Annotated in this window: 9 protein-coding genes and 1 pseudogene; 2 read left to right on the top strand and 8 right to left on the bottom strand. The window is 63.6% G+C overall.

Translation table 11 applies throughout. The features are described from left to right. Positions 1-235: 235 nt before the first annotated feature. Positions 236-502, bottom strand: a pseudogene (locus tag VCA57_RS22165) (replication initiator protein A); the annotation flags it as partial. Between the two features lie 54 nt (positions 503-556). On the opposite strand from VCA57_RS22165, the gene VCA57_RS22160 reads away from it, so the two are divergent. Continuing rightward, on the top strand, positions 557-961 hold the full coding sequence (locus tag VCA57_RS22160) for a TraR/DksA family transcriptional regulator (protein ID WP_411187703.1): 405 nt from the start codon (positions 557-559) through the stop codon (positions 959-961). A gap of 62 nt (positions 962-1,023) precedes the next feature. Here VCA57_RS22160 and VCA57_RS22155 read toward each other — a convergent pair whose 3' ends face one another. The 3 genes from VCA57_RS22155 to VCA57_RS22145 all read right to left on the bottom strand — a co-directional run bounded on the left by VCA57_RS22155 (position 1,024) and on the right by VCA57_RS22145 (position 3,521). Further along, positions 1,024-1,296: an HU family DNA-binding protein gene (locus VCA57_RS22155; RefSeq protein WP_411187701.1), complete on the bottom strand. Its 273-nt coding sequence runs from the start codon at positions 1,294-1,296 to the stop codon at positions 1,024-1,026. Between the two features lie 46 nt (positions 1,297-1,342). Beyond that, positions 1,343-1,615, bottom strand: coding sequence for a hypothetical protein (locus VCA57_RS22150; RefSeq protein WP_411187699.1), 273 nt, complete (start codon positions 1,613-1,615; stop codon positions 1,343-1,345). A 208-nt stretch (positions 1,616-1,823) separates the two neighbouring features. Next, positions 1,824-3,521, bottom strand: a complete 1,698-nt coding sequence (locus tag VCA57_RS22145) for an ABC transporter ATP-binding protein/permease (RefSeq protein WP_411187697.1) — start codon at positions 3,519-3,521, stop codon at positions 1,824-1,826. A 224-nt stretch (positions 3,522-3,745) separates the two neighbouring features. Here VCA57_RS22145 and fhuF point away from each other — a divergent pair, with 224 nt between their 5' ends. Further along, positions 3,746-4,414 carry a siderophore-iron reductase FhuF gene (gene fhuF / locus VCA57_RS22140; RefSeq protein WP_411187695.1) on the top strand — a complete coding sequence of 223 codons (669 nt, stop codon included), beginning with the start codon at positions 3,746-3,748 and terminating at the stop codon, positions 4,412-4,414. Here the strand turns inward: fhuF and VCA57_RS22135 are convergent. The 4 genes from VCA57_RS22135 to VCA57_RS22120 are packed head-to-tail and all read right to left on the bottom strand — an operon-like array spanning position 4,411 to position 20,856. Continuing rightward, the gene (locus VCA57_RS22135) at positions 4,411-5,178 is read right to left on the bottom strand and encodes a thioesterase II family protein (RefSeq protein WP_411187693.1); all 768 of its coding nucleotides are present in this window, start codon (positions 5,176-5,178) and stop codon (positions 4,411-4,413) included. The genes fhuF and VCA57_RS22135 overlap by 4 nt on opposite strands. Positions 5,179-5,190: 12 nt before the next feature. Then, on the bottom strand, positions 5,191-6,828 hold the full coding sequence (locus VCA57_RS22130) for a cyclic peptide export ABC transporter (protein ID WP_411187691.1): 1,638 nt from the start codon (positions 6,826-6,828) through the stop codon (positions 5,191-5,193). A 1-nt stretch (position 6,829) separates the two neighbouring features. Next, complete coding sequence (locus tag VCA57_RS22125) at positions 6,830-10,678, bottom strand: non-ribosomal peptide synthetase (RefSeq protein ID WP_411187689.1); 3,849 nt, start codon at positions 10,676-10,678, stop codon at positions 6,830-6,832. Next, positions 10,678-20,856 carry an amino acid adenylation domain-containing protein gene (locus VCA57_RS22120; protein ID WP_411187687.1) on the bottom strand — a complete coding sequence of 3,393 codons (10,179 nt, stop codon included), beginning with the start codon at positions 20,854-20,856 and terminating at the stop codon, positions 10,678-10,680. The genes VCA57_RS22125 and VCA57_RS22120 overlap by 1 nt, the downstream gene beginning before the upstream one ends. Positions 20,857-20,926: the final 70 nt, after the last annotated feature.

Below are 20,926 nucleotides of genomic sequence, written 5' to 3'. Positions count from 1 at the left end.
CTCCCGGCCAAACCGCTCCAATCAGCACCTGTCCACAAACGCGCGTCTGCCCAATAACAAGTTAGAGCTTTTAAGTTAGTTAAGTTAAGGGCGACTGAAAGCCCCGCCAACCGTGGCCTGCAGAGGCGTTCGTGCGCCTGATAGCACGAGGGTGATGCGCCTGATAGCACGTGACCGGTTGCGCCTGATAGCACGACTGCATTCACAGCTTTTCCGCACGTTATCCCCGTGCCGTCTACGGCACGGGCCGAAAGGCGAGCAGTTCGGTCGATGGGGGCAGATGAACGACCTCCAGGCGATACCCAGGTAACGATTGCCGGGCGACCAGTGCACGCAAGTCCAGGGCAAAGTCCGAATAGCGCGCCGAGCTGCCGGATTTGCGGTACAGATGGCGAAAGTCGAACTGCCAGCCGTCCTCCTGCTTGCCGCCGTGCTTGCGCACCAGGCGATACAGCCAGCGCTCGATGCCGCCGGTGAGGCGGAAGTAGGCCGGGTCGATGGTCCCAGAGGCGCATGCGTTATGAGCGCGGAGCAGAGGAGTGAGAGGATGCATGGCATGACACGAGACGAACTACTTTCGGCCGCTGAGTCCGACTACATGAACGAGGCTCAGTTGGCTTTTTTCAAAGCGCTGCTGCTCGCCCAGTTGGAGGAGTGCAGCGAACGCATCGAGAGCGGCAAGGCGCGTCTGGCTGAGCTGGAGCGGCCGATCGATGTGGCAGATGTCGCCTCTATAGAAGAGGAGCGCATGACGCTGCTGCACCTGATCGATCGCGACCGCAGGATGCTTCCCACATTCCAGCAAGCTCTGGCGAGGATCGACGACGGCAGTTATGGCTGGTGTGACGAGACCGGCGAACCGATCGGCTTGCAGCGGCTGTTGCTGAGCCCGACCACTGCCTTGTCTGTCGAGGCCAAGCAACGCCGAGAGTTGCTGGAGCGGCATATGAGTCACGCCTGAGTGGCTTGCAGTACATGCAAAAAGGGCCTGAATTCAGGCCCTTTTGTCGTTCTGCGACGCGCTCAGTTCACCGCGTCTTTCAGCGTCTTGCCTGCTTTGAAACCTGGCAGCTTGGCCGCTGCAATCTTGATCGTGGCACCGGTTTGCGGGTTGCGGCCATCGCGCGCAGCGCGTGCCTTTACCGCGAAGGTGCCGAACCCCACGAGGCTGACGCTTTCGCCATTTTGCAGAGCAGAAGAGATTGCGCCGGTGATGGCATCCAGGGCGCGGCCAGCAGTGGCCTTGGGCAGGTCAGCCGAGGCGGCGATGGCTTCAATCAGTTCAGCTTTGTTCATGGCGATTCCTTCTGGCGGTCTCAAAGGGGCGGATTATAGCCAGGCTTTATTCGGTGGTCTGGTGAATATCCAGCAAGGCCCAAACCTCATACCCTTTGTCTCGCGCAGCTTTTTCGGCCTCAAGCTGGGCTGTCAGCGTGCTAATGGAGTTTGATCTGTGCTCGAAGCGGAAAGGTTTTCCACCATTCTCGCGCACACTCAGCTCAACGATCGTGTAGATAGAAAAGGGATTTGGATTTTTAGCGGGTTGTTTCTCATGTATCTGATTAAGGCCGAATGCGCGGCGCATTTCGGCTTCCGAGACAGTTGTATAGGTCACACGGGATACCTGCAGAAAATGCATTGGGTGAGTTAGCGGGGTAGGGGTGACGCGCATCAGTCGGCGATAGGTAATGCTATACGGTGTATGAAGCTGGTCTATTTTTAGGGAAAGCCCAGCGAGCCATAGCGGAAACGATCAGCAATACGTAGTTCGGTAGATATGCAGATCATAGTGTGCGTGGCGAGATATTTGTTCGAGTTCGGTGTCATGAGCAGTCCACTTTTGATTCAAGCGGCTGGCAATGGTTTAGATTCAGCGTATGGGTGTGAAACTGCTCTAAAGACGCACGATGCCCTACGCTAATAATGATGGCGTGCGGCAGTGAATGTTTCAGCTGGGCATAGCAATTTCTTTCTGATGCATCGTCAAGCGCCGAAGTGCTTTCGTCGAGAAATAGAACATCCGGGCGCAGTAGCAGGGCGCGAGCGAAGGCGCAACGCTGCTGTTCGCCAATGCTAAGCGTCTGTGGCCAGTCGAACTCGACATCCAGATGTTCTGCCAGATGTCCGAGACCACACTGTTTCATGACACGAAGCAGCGCCAGATCGTCTTCTGGATGGGGCGAGGCGGGGTACCAGAGCATGTCGCGTAGATTGCCGAGCGGCAGATAAGGCTTTTGCGACAGGGTCAGAACGCTCCCCAGGTGATACTGTGCCTTGCCTGAAGCGTGACTCCAAATGCCGGTAAGTGCGCGGATTAAGGTCGATTTGCCGTAGCCTGAAGGAGCCCGAATCAGCAGGCTTTCCCCCGGTTGCAGGCTCAAGTTCAGACCGCCGAGTAGAGGCTTACCGTCCGGTAGCCAGAGTGACAGATCCTGTACCGCAAAGCTGCCAGGTCGATGTTCCAGCTGTACGCCTGGCTCGCTCGTCACGCTGCCCAGGCGTTTCTGGAAACCAATCAGGCGGTCAATCACGGATTTCCATTCGGCGAGCTCCGGAAACACGCGTACCAGGTAGGCCATGGCCTCGTGGACCTCGCCGAAGGCGGCGCTTAGCTGCGTGAGCCGGCCCAGCGGGAAAGTTCCCGCGAAGAATTGCGGTGCCATGATGAACATGGGAATGATCATGGCGCTGCGCATATAGAAGGTGGAATAGCCGAGCACGACTTTCTGTTGTTTCACTAGCGCCCAGAAATTATCCAGCGCAGCGCCCAGGCGTTGGCTGAAACGCGCGTGTTCCTCGTTTTCGCCGCAGTACTGGGCCACGGCTTCGGCGTTCTCGCGCAGGCGCATCAAGGCGAAGCGGAAATCCGCTTCGCGCCGTTGCTGAATAAAGTTCAACCGGGGCAGGGTACGCCCCAACCAGAAGGCGCCACCCGTGCCGAGAATGGAGTACAGCAGGGCCGCCCACACCAGCAGGCCGGGGATTACCACTTCCTGCCCAGCGATGGGCAGTTTGACCAGGCTGGAGGCCTGCCAGAGGATGTGCATAAAGGAGAATAACGACACCAATGCAGTCATCAGCCCCAAGGTGAGCTTCAGCGACATGCTGATGAACAGGTTGATATCGTCGGCGATGCGTTGGTCGGGGTTGTCGGTTTCCGGGGCGGTGAGCTGCATTTTTAGATAGCGATGGCGCTGCAGCCACAGCTGCAGGGTGTTCTCGGTGGACCAGCGGCGCCAGCGCACAGTGAGCTTCTGCTGGAAGTGAAAGGCGGCCACGGTGAAGGTGGCCAGGCCCAGCTGCAGCAGGATGAAATGCCCGCCACCGATCAGGAATGCGTCGTAGTCGAGGGCCTGCAGGGCGTTGTAGAAGTGCAGGTTCCAAATGTTGTAGAGGATGTTTACCCCCACCAGACACAGGTTCATCAGAACAGTGCCGAACAGCAGTAGGAAGGCTGGACGCCTTTCGGTAGAAGACCAGAAGGGGCGGGCGAGAAACCAGAAATCACGTAATGTCTGCATGTGGCCTCAAGTTGCCCAGGATAAAACGCGTTGAGTTTATAGAGAGGCGGGGATATCATCAATGCTAATCGTTCTCATTGTTTTTCCTGTGCACTGACCTGTGGAGGCCTGCTATCGAACTACCGGACTGGCTGTGCCAAGCATGGCCACCCATCCAGCGGGTGATCCAGGTTGAGTGCAATGGCCGGCAGTCTGTGGCGCTGCCTCGCCTCGCCGACGCAAGTGTGCTGTTCCCGCTGCTCGAGCGCTTCGCCGAACTCTACCCCGGCGTAAAGCGTCCGCCCGTGGCTTCCCAATGGTCGATGAACTACCTCAGTGTCCTGCTGCCCGCCACCCTGGCGGCGGTGCTGACGCGAGATATGGCCATCGCGTTCTGGGATCAGGAGGTGGAGCTGTTGCATGATGCCGGTCAGCCCATGGCGTTGAAGGTGCCACACGAGCTGGCCGTTCTCGCCACCGAGCAGCGTGCGGAGTGCTGGTCGCGCCTGATGCAGGAACACCTCGAACCGCTGTTCAAGACATTGGCTCTCTGGGGCGGACTTGCTCCCAAGGTGCTCTGGGGCAATGTCGTGGGTGTCTGGGATGGGGCTTTTTCCAGGCTGGATGGATCGCTCTCCAGAGAGGGGTTTGCCGAGGCTCATCGCTGGCTGGAGCAAGCAGTGGTGTCAGATGGGCGACTGAAATTGCGAAGCCTGCAATGGATGGTCGAGTCTCCCGCCCCCGATATTTGCGCGAGCATTCCTCTGCGGCGCCACTGCTGCCTGCACTACCAGCTACATGCCCCGGTGGCGGGAAAACCACAGGTGCTGTGCGAGTCTTGCCCGAAGCTGCATCACCTGCCGCAGGCGGAGCAGGCGAGCTATCTGCGATCTATCTACCTCGGCGAAAGTTAGCTCAGCTTGCGCTTGACCAGCTCCAGCACGCTGTCAGCTTGCTCGAACGCGAAGAAATGGCCGCCGCCAAAACGGTGCTGCTCGCAGGTTGCCGAGGTTTCGCTCTGCCAATCGGTCAGTGTCTCGCTGGCCACATGCTGATCGTCGCGTCCGGCGAGTACGCTTAGGGGAATGCCGAGGCGAGGGCGCGGCTGGTAGCTGTAGTGGCGCAGCAGAGCGAAGTCGGCGCGGATGGCAGGCAGCAGCAACTCCATCAGTTCCTGATTCTCCAGCACTTCGGGCGGCGTGCCGGCATAACCGCGCAGCTTGGCCAGCAGCTCCCTATCGCTCAACAGGTCATAGCGCGCCGCACCAACGCGATGACGGGGCGCTCCACTGGCCGAGACGAATAGATGGCGTGGTAGCTCTAGCCCCGTTCTTACACAGTGGTGGCTGAGTTCAAAGGCGATCAGGGCACCAAGACTATGACCAAAAAAGGCATAAGGCAGATCGTCGTGGTGAGCGATGACGCAACCCAGTTGCTCGATCAGCTCGGCGAAGTCATGGATGGCCGGCTCGCCGAAACGCGCGCCGCGCCCCGGCAACTGGATGGCGCAAAGTTGGATGTCGGGTGCCAGCGCTGCAAACCATGGCATAAAGCTGCTGGCGCTGCCGCCCGCGAAGGGCAAGCAGAACAGGCGCAGGCGAGCGCTGGGCAGCGCTCGGGTGTGAATCCAAGGCGAGTCCTGCATTGAAGTACGATTCAGCGAAAGCTGAGCATGCATGATTGGATAGCCTCAATACGCAGCGGCAGCGGCCGCCTCGGCTTTGGATTCGAATACGGCACCCTGATCCACTTTGAACAGCCGGTCGGCCAGCGAAAAATAGGCATCGTCGTGGGAGATCACAATCACCAGTTTTCCGCGTTGGCGCAGATCCGGAAGAATCTTGGTGTAGAAGAAGCGTTTGAACACGGGGTCTTGATCCGCCGCCCACTCATCGAACAGGTAACAGGGCCGGTCGTCCAGGTAGGCTGCCAGCAACGCCAGGCGTTTGCGCTGGCCAGTGGAGAGGTCGAGCGTGGACAGACGGCCGCCCTCGATGCTGACCTTGTGCTCCAGCTGCAGGTGCGCCAGATAGTCCCGCGCCCGCTGCATCAGCTGGGGATCGTCGCCGCCGAGCAGATGCTCGAACAGACAGAAGTCGGTAAAGATCGCCGAAAAATGCTGGCGATACAGGTGGTTCTGCGTACTGGATGAAACCTCTCCATTTAGTTGCAGATCGCCACCTTCGGGCTGGTAAAGCCCCGTCAGCAGTAGCGCCAGGGTGGTCTTGCCGCTGCCATTGCCACCGGTGATAAAGATCAGTTCGCCAGCATTCAGAGTGAGGTTGAACGGGCCCAGGGTGAAGCTGCAGTCTTCGCCTTCGCGGTAGTAGGTATGGCGAACCTCGCGACAGCTCAGTTCCTGCACGCTGCTCGCCGGTGTCAGGGCATCGCCAGACGTAGCAGCGACTTCTAGCTGGCCTTCGAGCGCGCGAATCTTGCGCAGCGAGACACTGGCCTTGCCCAAGGTCGGCAGGGCGTTCATCAATTCCGACAACGGCGTGATCATGTACAGCAGGGTCAGGATGTAGCCGGTGACCAGCGTCGCCCCAAGGTCGATAAACTGCGGCGCAATAAACAGCACCATACCGATCAGCAGGTAGAAAATGCCGTTGCCCCAGTTCAGCACCAGGGCGTAGATGCTCATGCCACGCACGAAGTCCCGCCGGTATTGCTGGCTGATGGGGTACAGCAGGCGCTCGAAGAACTGCTGACGCCGCCCATGGTTGAGTTGCAACTCCTTGCTGCCATCGGTGAGCAGGCGATATTGATCGAACAGCTGATCTTTCAGTTCTCGCGCTTTGCTGATGGAGGTCAGCGCCTTTTGCTGGGGCCAGTGGAAGCTGGCCGCGCCGAGCAGGATCAGCGCTACGGTCAGGCCCAGCAGTGGCAGGCTCAGCCAGCCCAGATAGCCGAGACAGGCCAGCACAATTCCGCTATTGACCATCATGATCGGTACCAGCTCTACGGCTTGGCTAAGGGTCTGAGTGTCGTCGGTGAGCATCGCCAGCAGGCGGTGCTTGCCCAGGCGTTGCAGGCGTGGGTAGGGCGTGTCGATCAGTTTACCGCTCAAGTGCAGGCGCATATCGCTGACCGCAGTCTGCCCCAGACGCAACAGGCTGACGTCGGAGACGATGCGCGATACCACGACTAGCGCCACCAGGCCGGCGAACAGCATGCCGTCTGCCGGACGTAGCTGGCTGAAACCAGCCAGGGAATGGTTGATCGTAGCGATCAGGCCGGCTGCGGCCAGGCCGCAGACCAGACCGGTGGCGGTCGCGATCAGCAGGGTGGGCCAGGAGCGCCGCGCCAGTAGCAGTAACAGATCCATCTCAACTCGCCTCGTTGTTCGAACTTTCATGGGGGGTATTGTCCAGCGCCTTCAGGTGCTCCAGCAGCGCCTGCTGCAAGGCGGGTTGCTGCAGGATGTCCAGATGCTGCGCCTCGATGATCTGCTCCGTCGTCCGGCCTTGGGTGAGGCAGTTCCAATCCGAGGCGCTGAAGTCCTCGGATTGCAACGTTGCGCTGGCCCACCACAGATGTATCGGGCAGCGCAGCGGGACGGGGCGGAAGGTACCGATCAAGGTCTGGGTGTGGCCATGCTGGCGCAGACGGTATTCCAATTGCTCCCAGCTGTCGTCGGCAAGCTGCAGCCCCTGCTGCCTGGCCCACTGCACCAGGCTGAGCGGCTGCTGATCCGGCGGTATTTCGCGCAGATGTTCACACGCCGCTTCGAACAGCGTCTGCAAGCGGGCCTGGCTGTCGGCATCAAGCAATTGCGCTGCGGAGTGTAGCAACGCCTCTTCGGTTTCCAACGGTGCGCTGCGTTGGAGCTGGGAATCGACGATGCCGAGAAAGGCCACCTGTTGACCTGCGCGCTCCAGTTGTGCGGCGGCACTGAAGGCCAGCAGGCCGCCGAGCGACCAGCCCAGCAGGTGATAAGGTCCTTCCGGTTGCTGCCTACGCAACTGCTCGACATACAGCGCCGCCAGTGAATCGAGAGTGTCGCGGCCTGGGGTGGGGCTGCCTTCAACTAGGTAGCTGGCCTGCAGTCCCCAGAGATTCCAGCGTTGCAGTGGTTCGCTCAGGGCGCGATAGTCCTGCACGTGTCCGGTCGAAGGATGGAAGCAGAACAGGTTGCCTACGGCCGCCTCGGCGCGGGCCAGTTGCACCAGCGGCGAGAGCTGCATTTGTGCCTTCACCAGCTCGGCGAAGCTTGCCACGCTGGGCGCATTGAACACTGCATTGACCGGCACCGGCGCGCCGAGGGCATTCTGCAGGCGGCTGGCCAGCTTGACCGCTGCCAGGGAGTGACCGCCCAGGGCGAAGAAGTCGTCCTCGATACCGACTCGCTCGAGGCCGAGCACGCCGGCCCATATATCGGCCAGCAATTGCTCCAACGGCGTGCGTGGCAAGCTGTCGCCGACATGATCGAGCACCTGTTCTGCCCACTGCGCCAGGGTTTTGCGATCCAGTTTGCCGTTGCCCAACAATGGTAAGGCTTCGACCAGCCGCAGTGTCGGTAGCATGTGCTCTGGGAGGCGTTCCTGCGCCTGGCTCTGCAACTGCGCGAGATCGCTACTGTGGCCGTAGGCTAGCGTGATGAAGGCGAACAGTTGCTGGTCGAAGGGCCCGTGCGCTACGCAGCTGATGGCCACCTGAGCCACGCCAGGCAGACGTGCGAGCTGGGTTTCCACTTCGTCGAGTTCGATGCGATAGCCGCGGATCTTCACCTGCCGGTCGACTCGGCCGATGATCTCCAGGCTGCCATCCGGGCGATAGCGCGCACGGTCTCCCGTACGGTAGAGACGTTCGCGGGGTTGCAGCGGGTTGTCGAGGAAGCGCTCCTGGGTCTGCTGTTCGTCGAGATAGCCCCGCGCCAGTTGCGGGCCGGCCAGATACAGTTCGCCAGCCTGACCCGCCGAGGTCGGTTGGCCGTGCTCGTCCAGCAGATAGGTACGCATGCCGTCCAGACGGTCGCTGAGCGGCAGGCGATGATAATCGACGTTGGGGTCGAGCCTGTGCATCAGCACACCAATGGTGGTTTCGGTCGGCCCATAGTGGTTATGGACGCTGAGGGTAGGGGCGAGCGTGCGCAGGCTCTGCAGCAAGCGTTGCGGGCTGTTTTCGCCGCCAAGAATAAGGTTGCGCCGTGGCAGCGTGGCGGCGGCAGCGCTGTGGCCCAGCCAGGCATCGAGCAGCGAGGGCACAGTCTTCAGATGGTCGATCGGGTGTCGCGTCTGATAGGCCACCCATGCGGAGGTATCCAGGCTGGTAGCTTTATCTACCACGTGCAGTTCGCCACCCGTCAGCAGCGATGGGAACAACAGGCTGTAGCTCAGGTCGGCTGCCAGGGAGGTGATTAGCGCGCTGCGCTCTCCCGGCGCGAAGGCAATGCGTCCAAGCAGGCTGTCCAGGTAGCTGCTTAGTTGCCCATGCTCGATCACCACGCCCTTGGGGACGCCCGTGCTACCGGAGGTGTGCAGCACGTAGGCGGCGCTGCGTGCGCTGATCTCCAGCGGCAGCGGGCTGTGCGGCTGGCTCTGCCAGCGTGTACTGTCGCCCAGATCGAGGCTGTTCAATTCGGCGAGTGCGGGTAGCGTGCTGGTTCCATCGTAGAGCAGGAAAGCCGGGCGAGCGGTTTCCACGATCGCCAAGCTGCGGGCTACGGGCTGCTGCACGTCCAGCGGCAGGAAGGCTGCGCCGCACTTGAGCACACCGAGCATGGCGACGATGGCTCCGGCGTTGCGGTCGAGGTGCAGGGCGACTCGATCCTCGGCACCGATGCCGCGCGCATTGAGGTAGTGAGCCAACTGGTTGCTGCGGGTTTCCAGCTCGGCATAGGTCAGCTGACAGGTCGTATCGCACAACGCCAGATGTTCGGCGAAGCGCGCCGCCTGCTGGCTGAAGCGCAGGGGAAAGGCGGTGAAGGGCTCTGCTGGTAAGTGGGGCTGCTTGCCCTGTACGGCGTTCAGCGCGGCGTCGAAGCTCGGGCTGTGCAGCGGCAGTACAGCTAGCGGCTGTTGCGGATCGGCGAGGGCGGCGAGCAGCAGCGACTGGTACTGTTCGAGCAACACCTGCACCGCTTGCAGGCTGTAGCCGCTGGCGTCGTAGCTGAGGTTGAAACGGTAGTGCGTGGCCCCGCTCGCGCCCGTGAAGACTTCCGGAGTCAGCTGCAGCTCGAAGGCCTGGGTGGGGGCATTCAGCTCCAGTACTGTCAGCGTCGAGCCAGGTGAGCCTGCGAGTGGCAGTGCATGGGGCAGCAGGCCGCCCCATTCGAAGGCGTAGCGCGAGGCGCTGGGCGTTGGGTCGGTGACGATGGCGCAATATTCCTGCCATTCCCGTGCGCGGTCGTACATGCGCTGCAAGCCGTCGAGCGCCTCGCTGAAACGGCTTTCCAGCGGCAAGCGCCAGGCCAGCGGTAGTGCCTTGGCGAACAACCCCCAGCAGCTGGACAGCTCTTCGTAATCGTCCCGGCAATCGTGCACCCAGTTCATTGTCAGCACTGGTGCATCGCCACTACTCAGGCGCTGCAGTAGGACGCACCAGGCTGTCAACAGCACTTCGCTGGGGGAAACTTGCTGGCGTCGGCAGGCGGCATCGAGCATGGCGCTCAGCTCAGGCGCGCCGTCCAATTGGGCGACCCGAATGTCGGTAGCGGTGCGCGAGCGCTGTTCGCGGTACAGCAGCTCGCTGTGGCTGTGCTCTTCCAAAGCCTGCTCGCGCCAGAAACGTCGACCCAATTCGGCATCATCCTCGGCCTGCAACTCGTACAGCCAGGCGCTGTACTGGGTGTAGCTCATCTCGTCGTCGGTATTCCCCTCAGGCATTTCCGCTGCCAGCGCTGTGGTGAGGCGCAGTAATGTGCCGCGGTCGGCACCAAGTGCCGGTAGCTGTAGATGCAGGCGGTGGTGGTCGGCAGTCAAAGACTGGCAATCCAGCAAATGGTCAGTCGCCTCTGGACAGATGCGCTGCAGTGGCACGCGCAAGCCGGGCAATGGGCATAGCTGTAGCCGCAGCGCCTCATGGCGTTGCACCAGGCCGCTCAGGCGCAGCCGCAGGGCCTGCTGATCCAGCGTCCCGCGAACGTCCAGGGTTAGCGTGGCGGCCGGCAGGTTGGACTGCCAACGCTGGCGTTGTTGTGGCGAGAGCTGGAAGGCCTCGGTATGCAGTTGCTCCATCACAGGCTTTTCTCCAGGGCCAGAACGTTACCGTGCGCGGCGGTTTGCGCCACGCTCTTGTCCAGTTGGTCGCGCCTCATCATCTGGCCCATGGCGACGCAGATCTTGCGTTCGCCCTCGAAGGGGTCGCGGGCGTGGGCGACCAGCATGTTGTCGAGCATCACCACGTCGCCTTTCTGCCAGGCGAAACGCACCGCGCAGGCCTCGTAGACGCGGCCGATCTCGGCCATCACCTCGTCCTCAATGGGGCTGCCGTCGCCGTAGCAGACGTTGCGGGGCAACTGATCGGGGCCGAACAGCTCCAGCAGGTTGCGTCGCACCTCCGGTTCCAGGCAGGCGGGGTGGTGCAACTGCACCTGATTAAAGAACGACTCCTCGCCGGTATCCGGGTGGCTGACGATGGCCGGGCAGCGTTGGGCGATACGCAGGCCATCGTCACTCAGCCATTGCCACTGGGTGCCGGCGTCGCGGCAGCGCTGTTCGACTTCTTCGTGCTGCTCGGTCTTGAAGAAGTCTTGCCAGCGCACATCGAGCTTGTCGGTGAAGTGGCGTACGTAGAGCAGGCCTTTGCTGCGCAGCGTCTCGACGATCGGCTGTGGCAAGCGCGCGAGCACCTCGCGGCAATCGACGATGGGCGTGCAGCCGCCATGCGCGGCGGGCGTTTCGCAGTAGAACCACTGCTTGCGCGGCCACTGCGCGAGATGCGAGCTCTCGTTGTGGAACAGGATCATGTGCTGCTCCGGGTAAGGGGTGGAGTGGTAGATATTCTTGCCGGCGTTATTCTTCGGCAGATCACCGTAGGTGCCGTACAGGTAGGGTTCGATGGCCTGGGCGAACTGCTCGAAAGCACTGGCGTCCGGCAGGTCGAAGCCGCGCAGCAGCAGGCCGCCATGCTGGCGCAACTGCTCGCCGATCCAGCCGCGCGCCTGTTGCGCCCAGCGCAGCGGGTCCAGCTCGCCCAGAAGCGGTTCAATCACCAGCGGCAGGGGCCGGTCGGCGGAGAGGGTCGAGGTGCGTACCTGCTCCTCGGGCCGCTGACTGACGGCGGTGGCGCGAGTTTGTTTGAGCTTGCTCAGTTTGGACAGCTTGCGTGAGGCACGACTTGCCTCGTCGCTGGAGGAAACCTCAGGCGGGCTGGCTGGCTCTGTAGCAAGGTGCCAGTCCCAGCGTTGCAAGGCGTTTTCAGGCGCTTCAATAACCTGTTGTAGCAGGCTGTCGAAACCGCGTTGCAGGTGCTCGATGGTTTCGCGCTGGAACAGGCTGGTGCGGTAGACCCATCGCAGGGTCAGGCCCTGTTCGTCCTCCTCGGCGAACAGCGCGATGTCGAACTTGCTGGTCTCCTGGCGCGGAGCGAGGTGCTCCACGTTCAGGCCCGGTAGCTCGGCGGAGGAACGGGGGGTGTTCTGCAGCACAAACAGCGCCTGCACCAGCGGGTTGACCCCGGGTTGGCGTGGCGGCTGCAGAGTTTCCACCAGCTTGTCGAACGGCACCTGCTGGTGCTGGAAGGCAGCCAGGGTTTCGTCGCGCAGGCGCTGCAGGCGGGCACCGAAGTCCTGCGCCGAGTCGAGGCGCGCGCGCAGCGGCAGCACGTTGACAAAGAAGCCGATCAGCCGCTCCAGCGCCGGATGTTCACGGTTCGCCAGATCGGTACCGACCAGGAAGTCGTCTTCGCCGGTGGCCAGTTGTAGCAGGCAGTTGAAGGCGTTGAGTAGCACCATAAACAGCGTTGCACGCTGCTGCTGGGCATAGGCTTTGAGCCGTTCGGCCTGGGCGAGGGACAGGGTTTGGCGGATGGCCGCGCCTTGATAATCTGGGCTAGCCGGTCGCGGCCTATCCAGCGGCAAGCGCAACAGCATGGGCGCGCCCTGCAGTTGGCCGCGCCAGTAGTCGATGTCGCGGGCCAGGCGCTGTTGTTGCGGCGCGCTGCGTTGCCAGTGGGCATAGTCGGCGTATTGAATTGGCAGCGCTGCCAGATGCGGTGTTTCGCCGAGGCTGTAGGCCCGGTAGGCGCTGATTGCTTCCTCCACCAGAATACCCATCGACCAGGCGTCGGTGGCGATATGGTGCAGGGTGAACTGCAGCACGTGCTGCCTATCGTCCAAACGAAGCAGGCGTGTTCGCAGCATGGGTGGACGCTGCAAATCGAAGGGGCGTGCGGCTTCCTCGTCGATCCAGCGTTGCAGTTGGGCGTCTTGGTCGTCTGGCGCGAGCGATTGGACTTCGAGGTCTAGGCGGACATTCTCGGCGATGACCTGGCGCGGCATCTCGCCATCCAGGCTAAAGCCGGTACGCAGCGATTCGTGGCGCTCGACCACATGCTGCAGGGCGGCACGCAGTGCCTCGACGTCGAGATCACCGTCCAGACGCACCGCCGTGGAGAGGTTGTAGGCGGCGCTGGCACCTTCCAGCCGGTCGAGAAACCACAGGCGTTGCTGGGCGTAGGACAGCGGTAAAGGTTGCGCGCGCGAGACCCGCGGGATCTCCTCACTCGCCTGTTCCGTGGGCACCGGAGCGTCCACCACTTGGGCCAGTTCCGCCACCGTGCGGTGCTCGAACAGGGCGCGTAGCGGCAGGTTGACGTTCAGCCGTCGACGGATGCGCGAGATCACCTGGGTAGCCAGCAGCGAATGACCGCCGAGGGCAAAGAAGTCGTCGTGCACGCTCAGCGAGGTCAGCCCGAGCAGCGCCTGCCAGAGTTCGGCCAGCGCTTGTTCGGTCGGCGTGCGGGGGGCCACCAGCGCCTGCGGCGCATCCTCGCTTGGCAAACCCAGGGCGGTCAGCGCGCGGCGGTCGACCTTGCCGTTGGCATTGAGCGGCAGTTGTTCCAACCGTTGCCAGTGGCCGGGAACCATGTAGGCCGCCAGTTGCGGGCGCAGATGCTCGATCAGCAATGCCTGGGCGGTGGCGTCGTCCACCGTCGCGCCGTGCTCGGGGACGAGCACGTAGCAGGCGAGCAGTTGCAAGTCACCACGGGCATCGGACAGGGCCAGTACGGCAGCGCTGTCGACCAGCGGGTGACGCATCAGACGGTTCTCGATCTCGCCCAGCTCGATGCGGTGGCCGCGGATTTTCACCTGTTGATCGCGGCGACCCAGGTACTCGATCACGCCGTCGGCGCGGTAGCGTCCCACATCGCCGGTACGGTAGAAGCGTGCGCCGGGCTGGAACGGGTGGTCGACGAAGACTGCGCGGGTGCGTTCGGCATCGTTCAGGTAGCCACGACCGACGCCGGTGCCGCCGACGCACAGCTCGCCCGGTACGCCGATGGGCACTGGGCTCATGGCTTTGTCGAGGATGAACAGCTGGTTGTTGGCGGTGGGCCGGCCGATCGGCATATGTGCGCAGTCGTCCTGCGGCGCTTCGTGGATGGCGTGGAAGGCAACGTCGTCGGAACACTCGGCCGGGCCGTAGGCATTCATTAGCGGCGTGGCGGGGAAGCGCTTCTGCCAGTCGCGCGCTAGCGCGGGCGGTAGGGCCTCGCCGGTGGGCAGTAGCCAGCGCAGGCTGGTCAGTTGGTGCTGCGGTCGGGCCTCCTGGAGCAGGCCGCGGATCAGTGCCGGCACCGCTTCGAGCAGGGTCAGGCGCTGCTGTTCGATGGCATCGAGCAGGGCAGCAGGATCGTGTGCCACGGCATCGGGCAGAATGTGCACGGTGGCACCCAGCAGCGGCGCGGCAAGGAACTGCCAGACCGAGATGTCGAATGCCGGCGAGGCGGTCTGAGCGATGCGATCCTCGGCATTCAGGTCAAGCGTCGGCAGCTTGCCGAAGATGTTATTGAGCATGCCGCGCTGTTCCACCAGCGCGCCCTTCGGTGTGCCGGTGGAGCCGGAGGTAAAGATCACATAGGCGAGTTGATCAGCCTGGTGTGGGTAGGTGATTGCGGCACCCTCACCATGCCAGAGCTGCTGGACCACCAGGCAGGTGGGTTGCCGCGTCACTCCAGGCAACACCGCGTCAAGCAGCTCACCGGCCTTTTCGTCCACCAGTAGCAAGGGCGCGTCGCTCAGTTCGAGCAGTTCAGCCAGGCGCTGCGGCGGATGTTGGATGTCCAGTGCCTGGAACGCGGCGCCAGCCTTGAGCGTGGCGATCATCATGGTCAGCAGCGCCAGACCGCGCTCGGCGGCCAGGGCCACCAAGGTGTCCGGTCCGGCACCCATTTGCTGGAGGACGCTAGCAATGGCGTTGGCGCGGCGGTCTAGCTCGGTATAACTGAGCGATTCGCTGGCGCAGACCGCCGCGAGGCGCTGCGGGTGTGCCTGCACCTGCTCGGCGAACAGCGCGGCGTAGCCGCGATCCAACGGGAAGTCAGCGGCGCTCTGGTTCCAGTTCACCAGCAGTTGCTGGCGTTCCGTCTCCGGCAGCATCTGCAAGGTGCCGAGGGCCGCATCGGGCCGCTCCAGCATCTCGCCGAGCAGTTGCAGCAGATGGTCGAGCATGCGCTGCACGGTGTCGGCAGCGAAACGGCCCTGGTCGTAGGACAGGCGGATGCCGAGGCGGTCGCCGGGGTAGAGCACCACGGTCATCGGGAAGTTGGTGTGCACGCGGTCTTCGTAGATGTCGATGCTGAAGCCGTCCAGCTTGACGCTGCTGATGTCCAGCGGGGCATTTTCGAACACCACCAGGCTGTCGAACAGCTGACGGCCGCGGGGGATCTCGCTCCAACGTTGAATGTCCACCAGCGGTGCAAACTCGTAGTCACGCAGCTCGGCGTTGTGCGAGAGCAGCGCCTGCAGCCAGCCGATCACCGGTTGTTCGGGATCGACATCGATACGCAGCGGCAGGCTATTGATAAACAGCCCGACCATCTCTTCAACCCCGGCCAGCGCGGTGGGGCGACCGGCCACGGTGACGCCAAAGAGCACGTCGCGGTTGCCGCTGTAGCGCGACAGCAGCAGCGCCCAGGCACCCTGAATCCAAGTGTTGGGTGTCAGCTGATGCTGCTGGCAGAGCTGCTGCAGGCGCTGAGTTCGGGCGACGCTGAGGGTCAGGTTGCAGTCGCCGACCGCTTCAGGCGCACGATCCGGCTGGGCGACGGGGATGTCCACCTGTAGCGGTGTCGGTTCCTCAAAGCCGGCCAGTTCATTACTCCAGTAACTCTGTGCGCTGGCCATGTCCTGTCGGGTGAGCCAGCTCATATACCCGCGGAAGGAGCGAAAGAGCGGGCGCGCTACCGGTTCCTGGCGTGCAACGGCCTGGTAGATCGCCAGCAGGTCTTCCATTAGCAAACCGAAGCACCAGGCGTCGGTGAGGATGTGATGGAAGCTGCGCACCATGCTGAAACGCTGCTCTGCCAGTTGGAACACCCGCAGGTGGGTGAGCGGCGCACGGCTCATGTCGAAGCCGCGCTGGCGCTCGTCGGCCAGCACCCTGTCCATCGCTTCGCGCTGTTGCTCGGCGTCCAGGTGGCGCCAGTCGTACCAATCGAATGCCAGCTCGGTGTCGCGGTACAGGCACTGCAGTGGGGCGTGGTCGTCCTGCCAGGAGAAGGCGGTACGCAGCATCGGATGACGCTCGAGGAACAGCCGCCAGGCCTGTTCCATGGCCGGGCGTTGTAGCTCACCGTCCCAGCTGTAGCGCTGCTGCATCAGGTAGATACCGCTGTGCGGCTGCAACAGGGTGTGCAACAGCATGCCTTGCTGCATCGGTGAAAGCGGGTAGAGGTCTTGCACGCGATCCCAGGGCAGTGGCTCGCTGGCCAGCGTCGCGGACTGTTCGTGGCACAGCGGGAAGGCCTCGCTGGCCGGGCGCAGCGCCTCACTGTCGGCCAGTTCGGCCAAGGTTTGCAGATGGGCGATGAGGGCTGGCGTCCAACTGGCCGCCAGTGGTCCTGTGCTGTGCAGCTGCAACTGGCCGTCCTGCCAGCAGGCATCCAGGGTCAGCGCACTGATGCCGGCCGGTTCGCGGCTGGCGGCGCGGATCTCATCGAGCACCGCGTGTGCCTCGCGGTGGGCGTCCCAGTCGCCGAGCCAGCGCAGGGTGACTGGCGCTGCCGGCAGCGCGCGCAGCGGTTCCAGCAGGTAGGGGTTGTCCGCGAGATAGCGCAAGGTGCCGTAGTCCGCGCCGTGCTGCGGGTAGGCGCGCAGTTGCGCGGCGACCGCCTGCAGCCGCTCGAGGGCATCGCCGCCCGGGGCCTGTAGATAGAACGGTACGGGTAATGCCAGCGGCCCGAGCAGGCGTGCCGGGTCCAGATCCGCTGCGGCAATCGGCGTGCTCAGTGGCAGGCGCTCGGCGTCAGGTCTGCCGACCAGTAGCGTCAGCGCGATTAGAGCATGCTCGGCGGTGCGCAGCTGTTCGACCAGGGCGGCCGTCAGCAGGGTGTTCCAGTCCAGCTGCAGCGTCTCGATAAGCCGCTTCAGGCGCGTCGAGGTGGCGGCGTCCAGCCGTTGCTCGACGGTCTGACTGGAAGCAGGCAGTTCCAGGACGGGTAGAGCAAGGCCGGCATATTGCAGCCAGTGTTCCCATACCTCATCCAGACGATCACTGCTGGCATCGCGCTGCTGCTGTTCGCTCCAGGCGCTCAGCTCGCCACCCTTGTACGACAGGCGGAGCGGTCGCTGGTGGCGCAGTTGCGACAGCGCCAGGTTGAGATCGGCGAGCAGCAGCGGCCAGGCGGCCTCGTCCAGACACAGTGGATGTGCGACCAGCAGCAATTGATCACCCTCGGCGCCGCGCAGCAAGGTGGCGTGCAGGCTTTGGCCCACGGACAGATCCAGGCGCGCAAAGGCGTTATCGGCCAGGGTCTGCAGCACGGCGGGCGATACGTCCACTTGGGGCTGCTCGTCCACCGCGCAGGGCACGGGCGCGGCCAGCACCTGCTGCTGCCAATCACCATCGGGCGATTGCCGCAGGGCCAGGCGTAGCGCCTGGTGGTGGCTTTGCAGCGCTGCCAGGGCCTGGGCCAGTTGGCTACTCGGCACCTGGCCGTTGAGGGCGATGCAACGCCAGCTGGCGCTTGCTTCGCCGGCTTCCAGGCGCGCTCGCTGGCCGGCGGTCAGGGCGATTGCAAAGCCTTCGCTTTGCTGCCGGGCCACCGCCGTTTCGGCACCGGAGCCGAGCACCTGGGCAATGTCGGCGATGGTGCGGTTGTCGAATAGCTGCTTGGGCGTCAACTTCAGTCCCTGCTGGTTGGCGCGGGCGATGATCTGCAGGTTGAGGATCGAGTCGCCACCAAGGGCGAAGAAATTGTCGTGCACGCCAACCCGCTCGACTTTCAGCACGTCCTGCCAGATACGCGCGAGCAGCGTTTCCACCTCATTGCGCGGGGCAACGTGGCTGGCACCGTCATCGACCGGCGCGCTGGGTAGCGGTAACTGGCGCACATCTGGCTTGCCGTTGGCGGTCAGCGGGATGGCGTCAAGGGTGATGACGTGCGCCGGCACCATATAGTCCGGTACGCGCCGGCCGAGGTCCTCGCACAGCTTGCTGGCGGACAGCGATTGGCGGGCCACCACGTAGGCGACTAGGCGCTGCGTGCCATCTACCTCCAGCACGCGTACCAGTACCTGATCAATCAGCGGCGACAGGCGTTTGATCTGCGCCTCTACTTCGCCCAGTTCGATGCGGTTGCCGCGAATTTTTACCTGGTTATCGACCCGGCCGAGGAAGGCCAACTGGCCGTCGTTCAGCCAGCGCACGCGGTCGCCGGTGCGGTACCAACGCAGCCGGTCGGCGTCGACGAAGCGCTCGGCGGTGAGATCGGGGCGGTGCAGGTAGCCGTGCGCCAGGTCGCCGGCAATCCAAAGCTCGCCGGGTACGCCAGTAGCCGCGCTACGCCCGTTACTATCGACGACGCGCAACTGGCGATTGGCCAGCGGCCGGCCCAGCGGCACCAGACCAACAGTCGTCTGCAACGCGGTGGCCACCGCGCCCACCGTAGCTTCGCTAGGGCCGTAGTGATTGAACAGCTGCAGCGCCGGGGCAAGGGCCCGCACCTGCTCATGCAGTTCGGGCTTGAGCGCATCGCCGCCGAATACCAGGCGGGCGTGGGGCAGCAGGCGTGGGTCGGGGGTCGCCTGGAGCAGGCCGTGCAGATGCCCCGGGGTGATCTTCAGCACGTCCACTGGGTGCTCGCCGAAGAAATCGGCCAGAGCCAACGGATCGAAGCTGGTGTCCTCATCCACTAGCAGCAGGCTGCCGCCGCTGCATAGCGCGCCAAACAGCTGGGTATGGCCGAGGTCGGCCGCCAGCGTCGACAGCAGCGCATAGCGCGCCGCAGGCGGCGGGTCGAGCAGTTGGGCCACGGCAGCGAGGTAGCCGACAATGGCGCGGTGTTCGACCAGTACCCCTTTGGGCATGCCGGTGGAACCGGAGGTGTAGATGACATAGGCCGGCGCTTCTGGGTCATGGGCCAGCGGTGGGGCGCTGGATGGCAGAGCGGCGATGGCGGCGGCTTGGTCGTCCAGCCAGAGCCTCGCCGGGGCTTCGTCACGCGGCAGACGTGACTCCAGCGGGCGGCGGCTGATCAGCAGATCGGCGCGGCTGTCGGCGAGGATGTCCGCCAGGCGGCCTGCGGGCTGTTTGAGATCGAGCGGCAGGTAGGCAGCGCCGCTCTTGAGGGTGGCCAACAGCGCGATGACGAAGTCGACGCTGCGCTCCAGCGCCAGGGCAACCAGACGGCCCGAGCCAATGCCCTGCGCTTGCAGGTGATGGGCCAGGCGGTTGGCCTCGGCGTCCAGCTCGCGGTAGTTCAGGGCGCGCTGGCAGTCGCGCACTGCCAACTGCTCGGGGCTTGTTGCGGCCCAATGGGCGAAGCGCTGGTGCAGCGTCTCGGCCGCGACCTCCAGGTGTGCGCCCTGGCCATAGGCCTGGACTCGCTGGCGTTCGTCGTCGCTCAGCCAGTCCAGCGCCTGCACTCGGGCCTGCGGTTGTGCGGCCATGGCCAGCAGGATCGCGCGCAGCTGGGCGGACAGGGTGGCGATCTCGCCGTCGCTGAAACGGCTGCGCTCATAACTGAACAGGTACTCTAGGCGCTCACCCGGCACCACGATCAACGACAGCGGAAAGTGGTTGCGTCCGTGGGTCAGCTTGATGCCATCGTCGCGCCGCAGTTCTGGCGGCGCGCTGAAGCGCAGGCCGTCGGCGTCCTGATTGAGCGCATCGGTGACCGGGAAGTTTTCGAACACCAGGATCGAGTCGAACAGCGCCCGTTCGGCGGGCACCTGGCTTAGCGGCTTGAGTCGGCTCAGTGGCAGGTAGGCGTGCTGGCGCAGGTCGCTGTTGCGCTGCTGCAGGGCCTGCAGCCAGTCGCTCAGGGGGCGCTCGTCGGTCAGTTGCACGCGCAGCGGCAGGGTGTTGATAAACAGACCAACCATGCTGTCCACCGACGCCAGTGCATCCGGGCGACCGGCGACGGTAACGCCGTAGACCACCTCGTCGCGTCCGGCGTGCTGCCCGAGCAGCAAGGCCCAGGCACCCTGGATCAGGGTGTTGACGGTCAGATGATGCTGGCGCGCAAACTGCGTCAGGTGTGCGGTTTCAGCGGCGTCGAGGCGCGTCTCGCGTTCCGCATAGGGATGCTCCTGCGATGCCTCGGGCGGCGGGGCGAAACTTGGTAGCGGCGTGGGCTCGCTGACCTCTTGCAGTTGCTCGCGCCAGAAACCTTCGGTGGCGTCTGCGTCCTGCTCGGACAGCCAGGCGATGTAGTCGCGATATCCGCGGCTCGGCGGCAGGCTGGATGCACGGCCGCGCAGCTGCTCGTAGTACAGGGCCAGCCACTCCTGAATGGCCACGCCCACGCTCCAGCCATCCATAAGGATGTGGTGAAAGGTCCAGATCAGGTGCCAGCGCTGTTCGGGCAGGCGTACCAGGCACAGGCGCATCAGGGGGGCTTCGTTGAGTTCCAGCGCCTGGTCGCGCTCCAGCCTTGCGCGTTGGCGCAGGGCGTCCTCGGCTTCTTCGCTATGGTCGCGCCAATCCAGCTCGCTCAGGGGCAGGGGTACTTCGTGCTGTACCACCTGGTAGGCATCGTCCAGGTCTTCCCAGAGAAAGGCTGTGCGCAGTACTGCATGGCGCTGCATCAGTACCTGCCAGGCACGGCGGAAGGCGCTGGTGTCCAGCGGGCCGGTCATGTCCAGGCTGAGCTGCTGGTAGTACACGCGCGAATCCGGCTCATAGACGCTGTGGAACAGCAGCCCGTGCTGGGTGGGCGAGAGGGAGTAGATGTCCTCGATGTTGCTCATGATTCTGCTTCCAGTCCGTAGGCCGTAAAAACGTATCGAGCTTCGCGTCGGCACCCGGCGACTCCGAGGA

The sequence above is a fragment of the Pseudomonas sp. genome, from assembly GCF_046581935.1.
Lineage (GTDB): Bacteria > Pseudomonadota > Gammaproteobacteria > Pseudomonadales > Pseudomonadaceae > Aquipseudomonas.
This window is presented reverse-complemented; position numbering and strand designations above follow the sequence as displayed.

Excerpts from the sequence above, each read along its gene's own strand:
- VCA57_RS22160 (WP_411187703.1), top strand. The coding sequence starts at position 557 with ATGACACGAGACGAACTACTTTCGGCCGCTGAGTCCGACTACATGAAC.
- VCA57_RS22155 (WP_411187701.1), bottom strand. The coding sequence starts at position 1,296 with ATGAACAAAGCTGAACTGATTGAAGCCATCGCCGCCTCGGCTGACCTG.
- VCA57_RS22145 (WP_411187697.1), bottom strand. The coding sequence starts at position 3,521 with ATGCAGACATTACGTGATTTCTGGTTTCTCGCCCGCCCCTTCTGGTCT.
- VCA57_RS22135 (WP_411187693.1), bottom strand. The coding sequence starts at position 5,178 with ATGCATGCTCAGCTTTCGCTGAATCGTACTTCAATGCAGGACTCGCCT.
- VCA57_RS22130 (WP_411187691.1), bottom strand. The coding sequence starts at position 6,828 with ATGGATCTGTTACTGCTACTGGCGCGGCGCTCCTGGCCCACCCTGCTG.
- VCA57_RS22125 (WP_411187689.1), bottom strand. The coding sequence starts at position 10,678 with ATGGAGCAACTGCATACCGAGGCCTTCCAGCTCTCGCCACAACAACGC.
- VCA57_RS22120 (WP_411187687.1), bottom strand. The coding sequence starts at position 20,856 with ATGAGCAACATCGAGGACATCTACTCCCTCTCGCCCACCCAGCACGGG.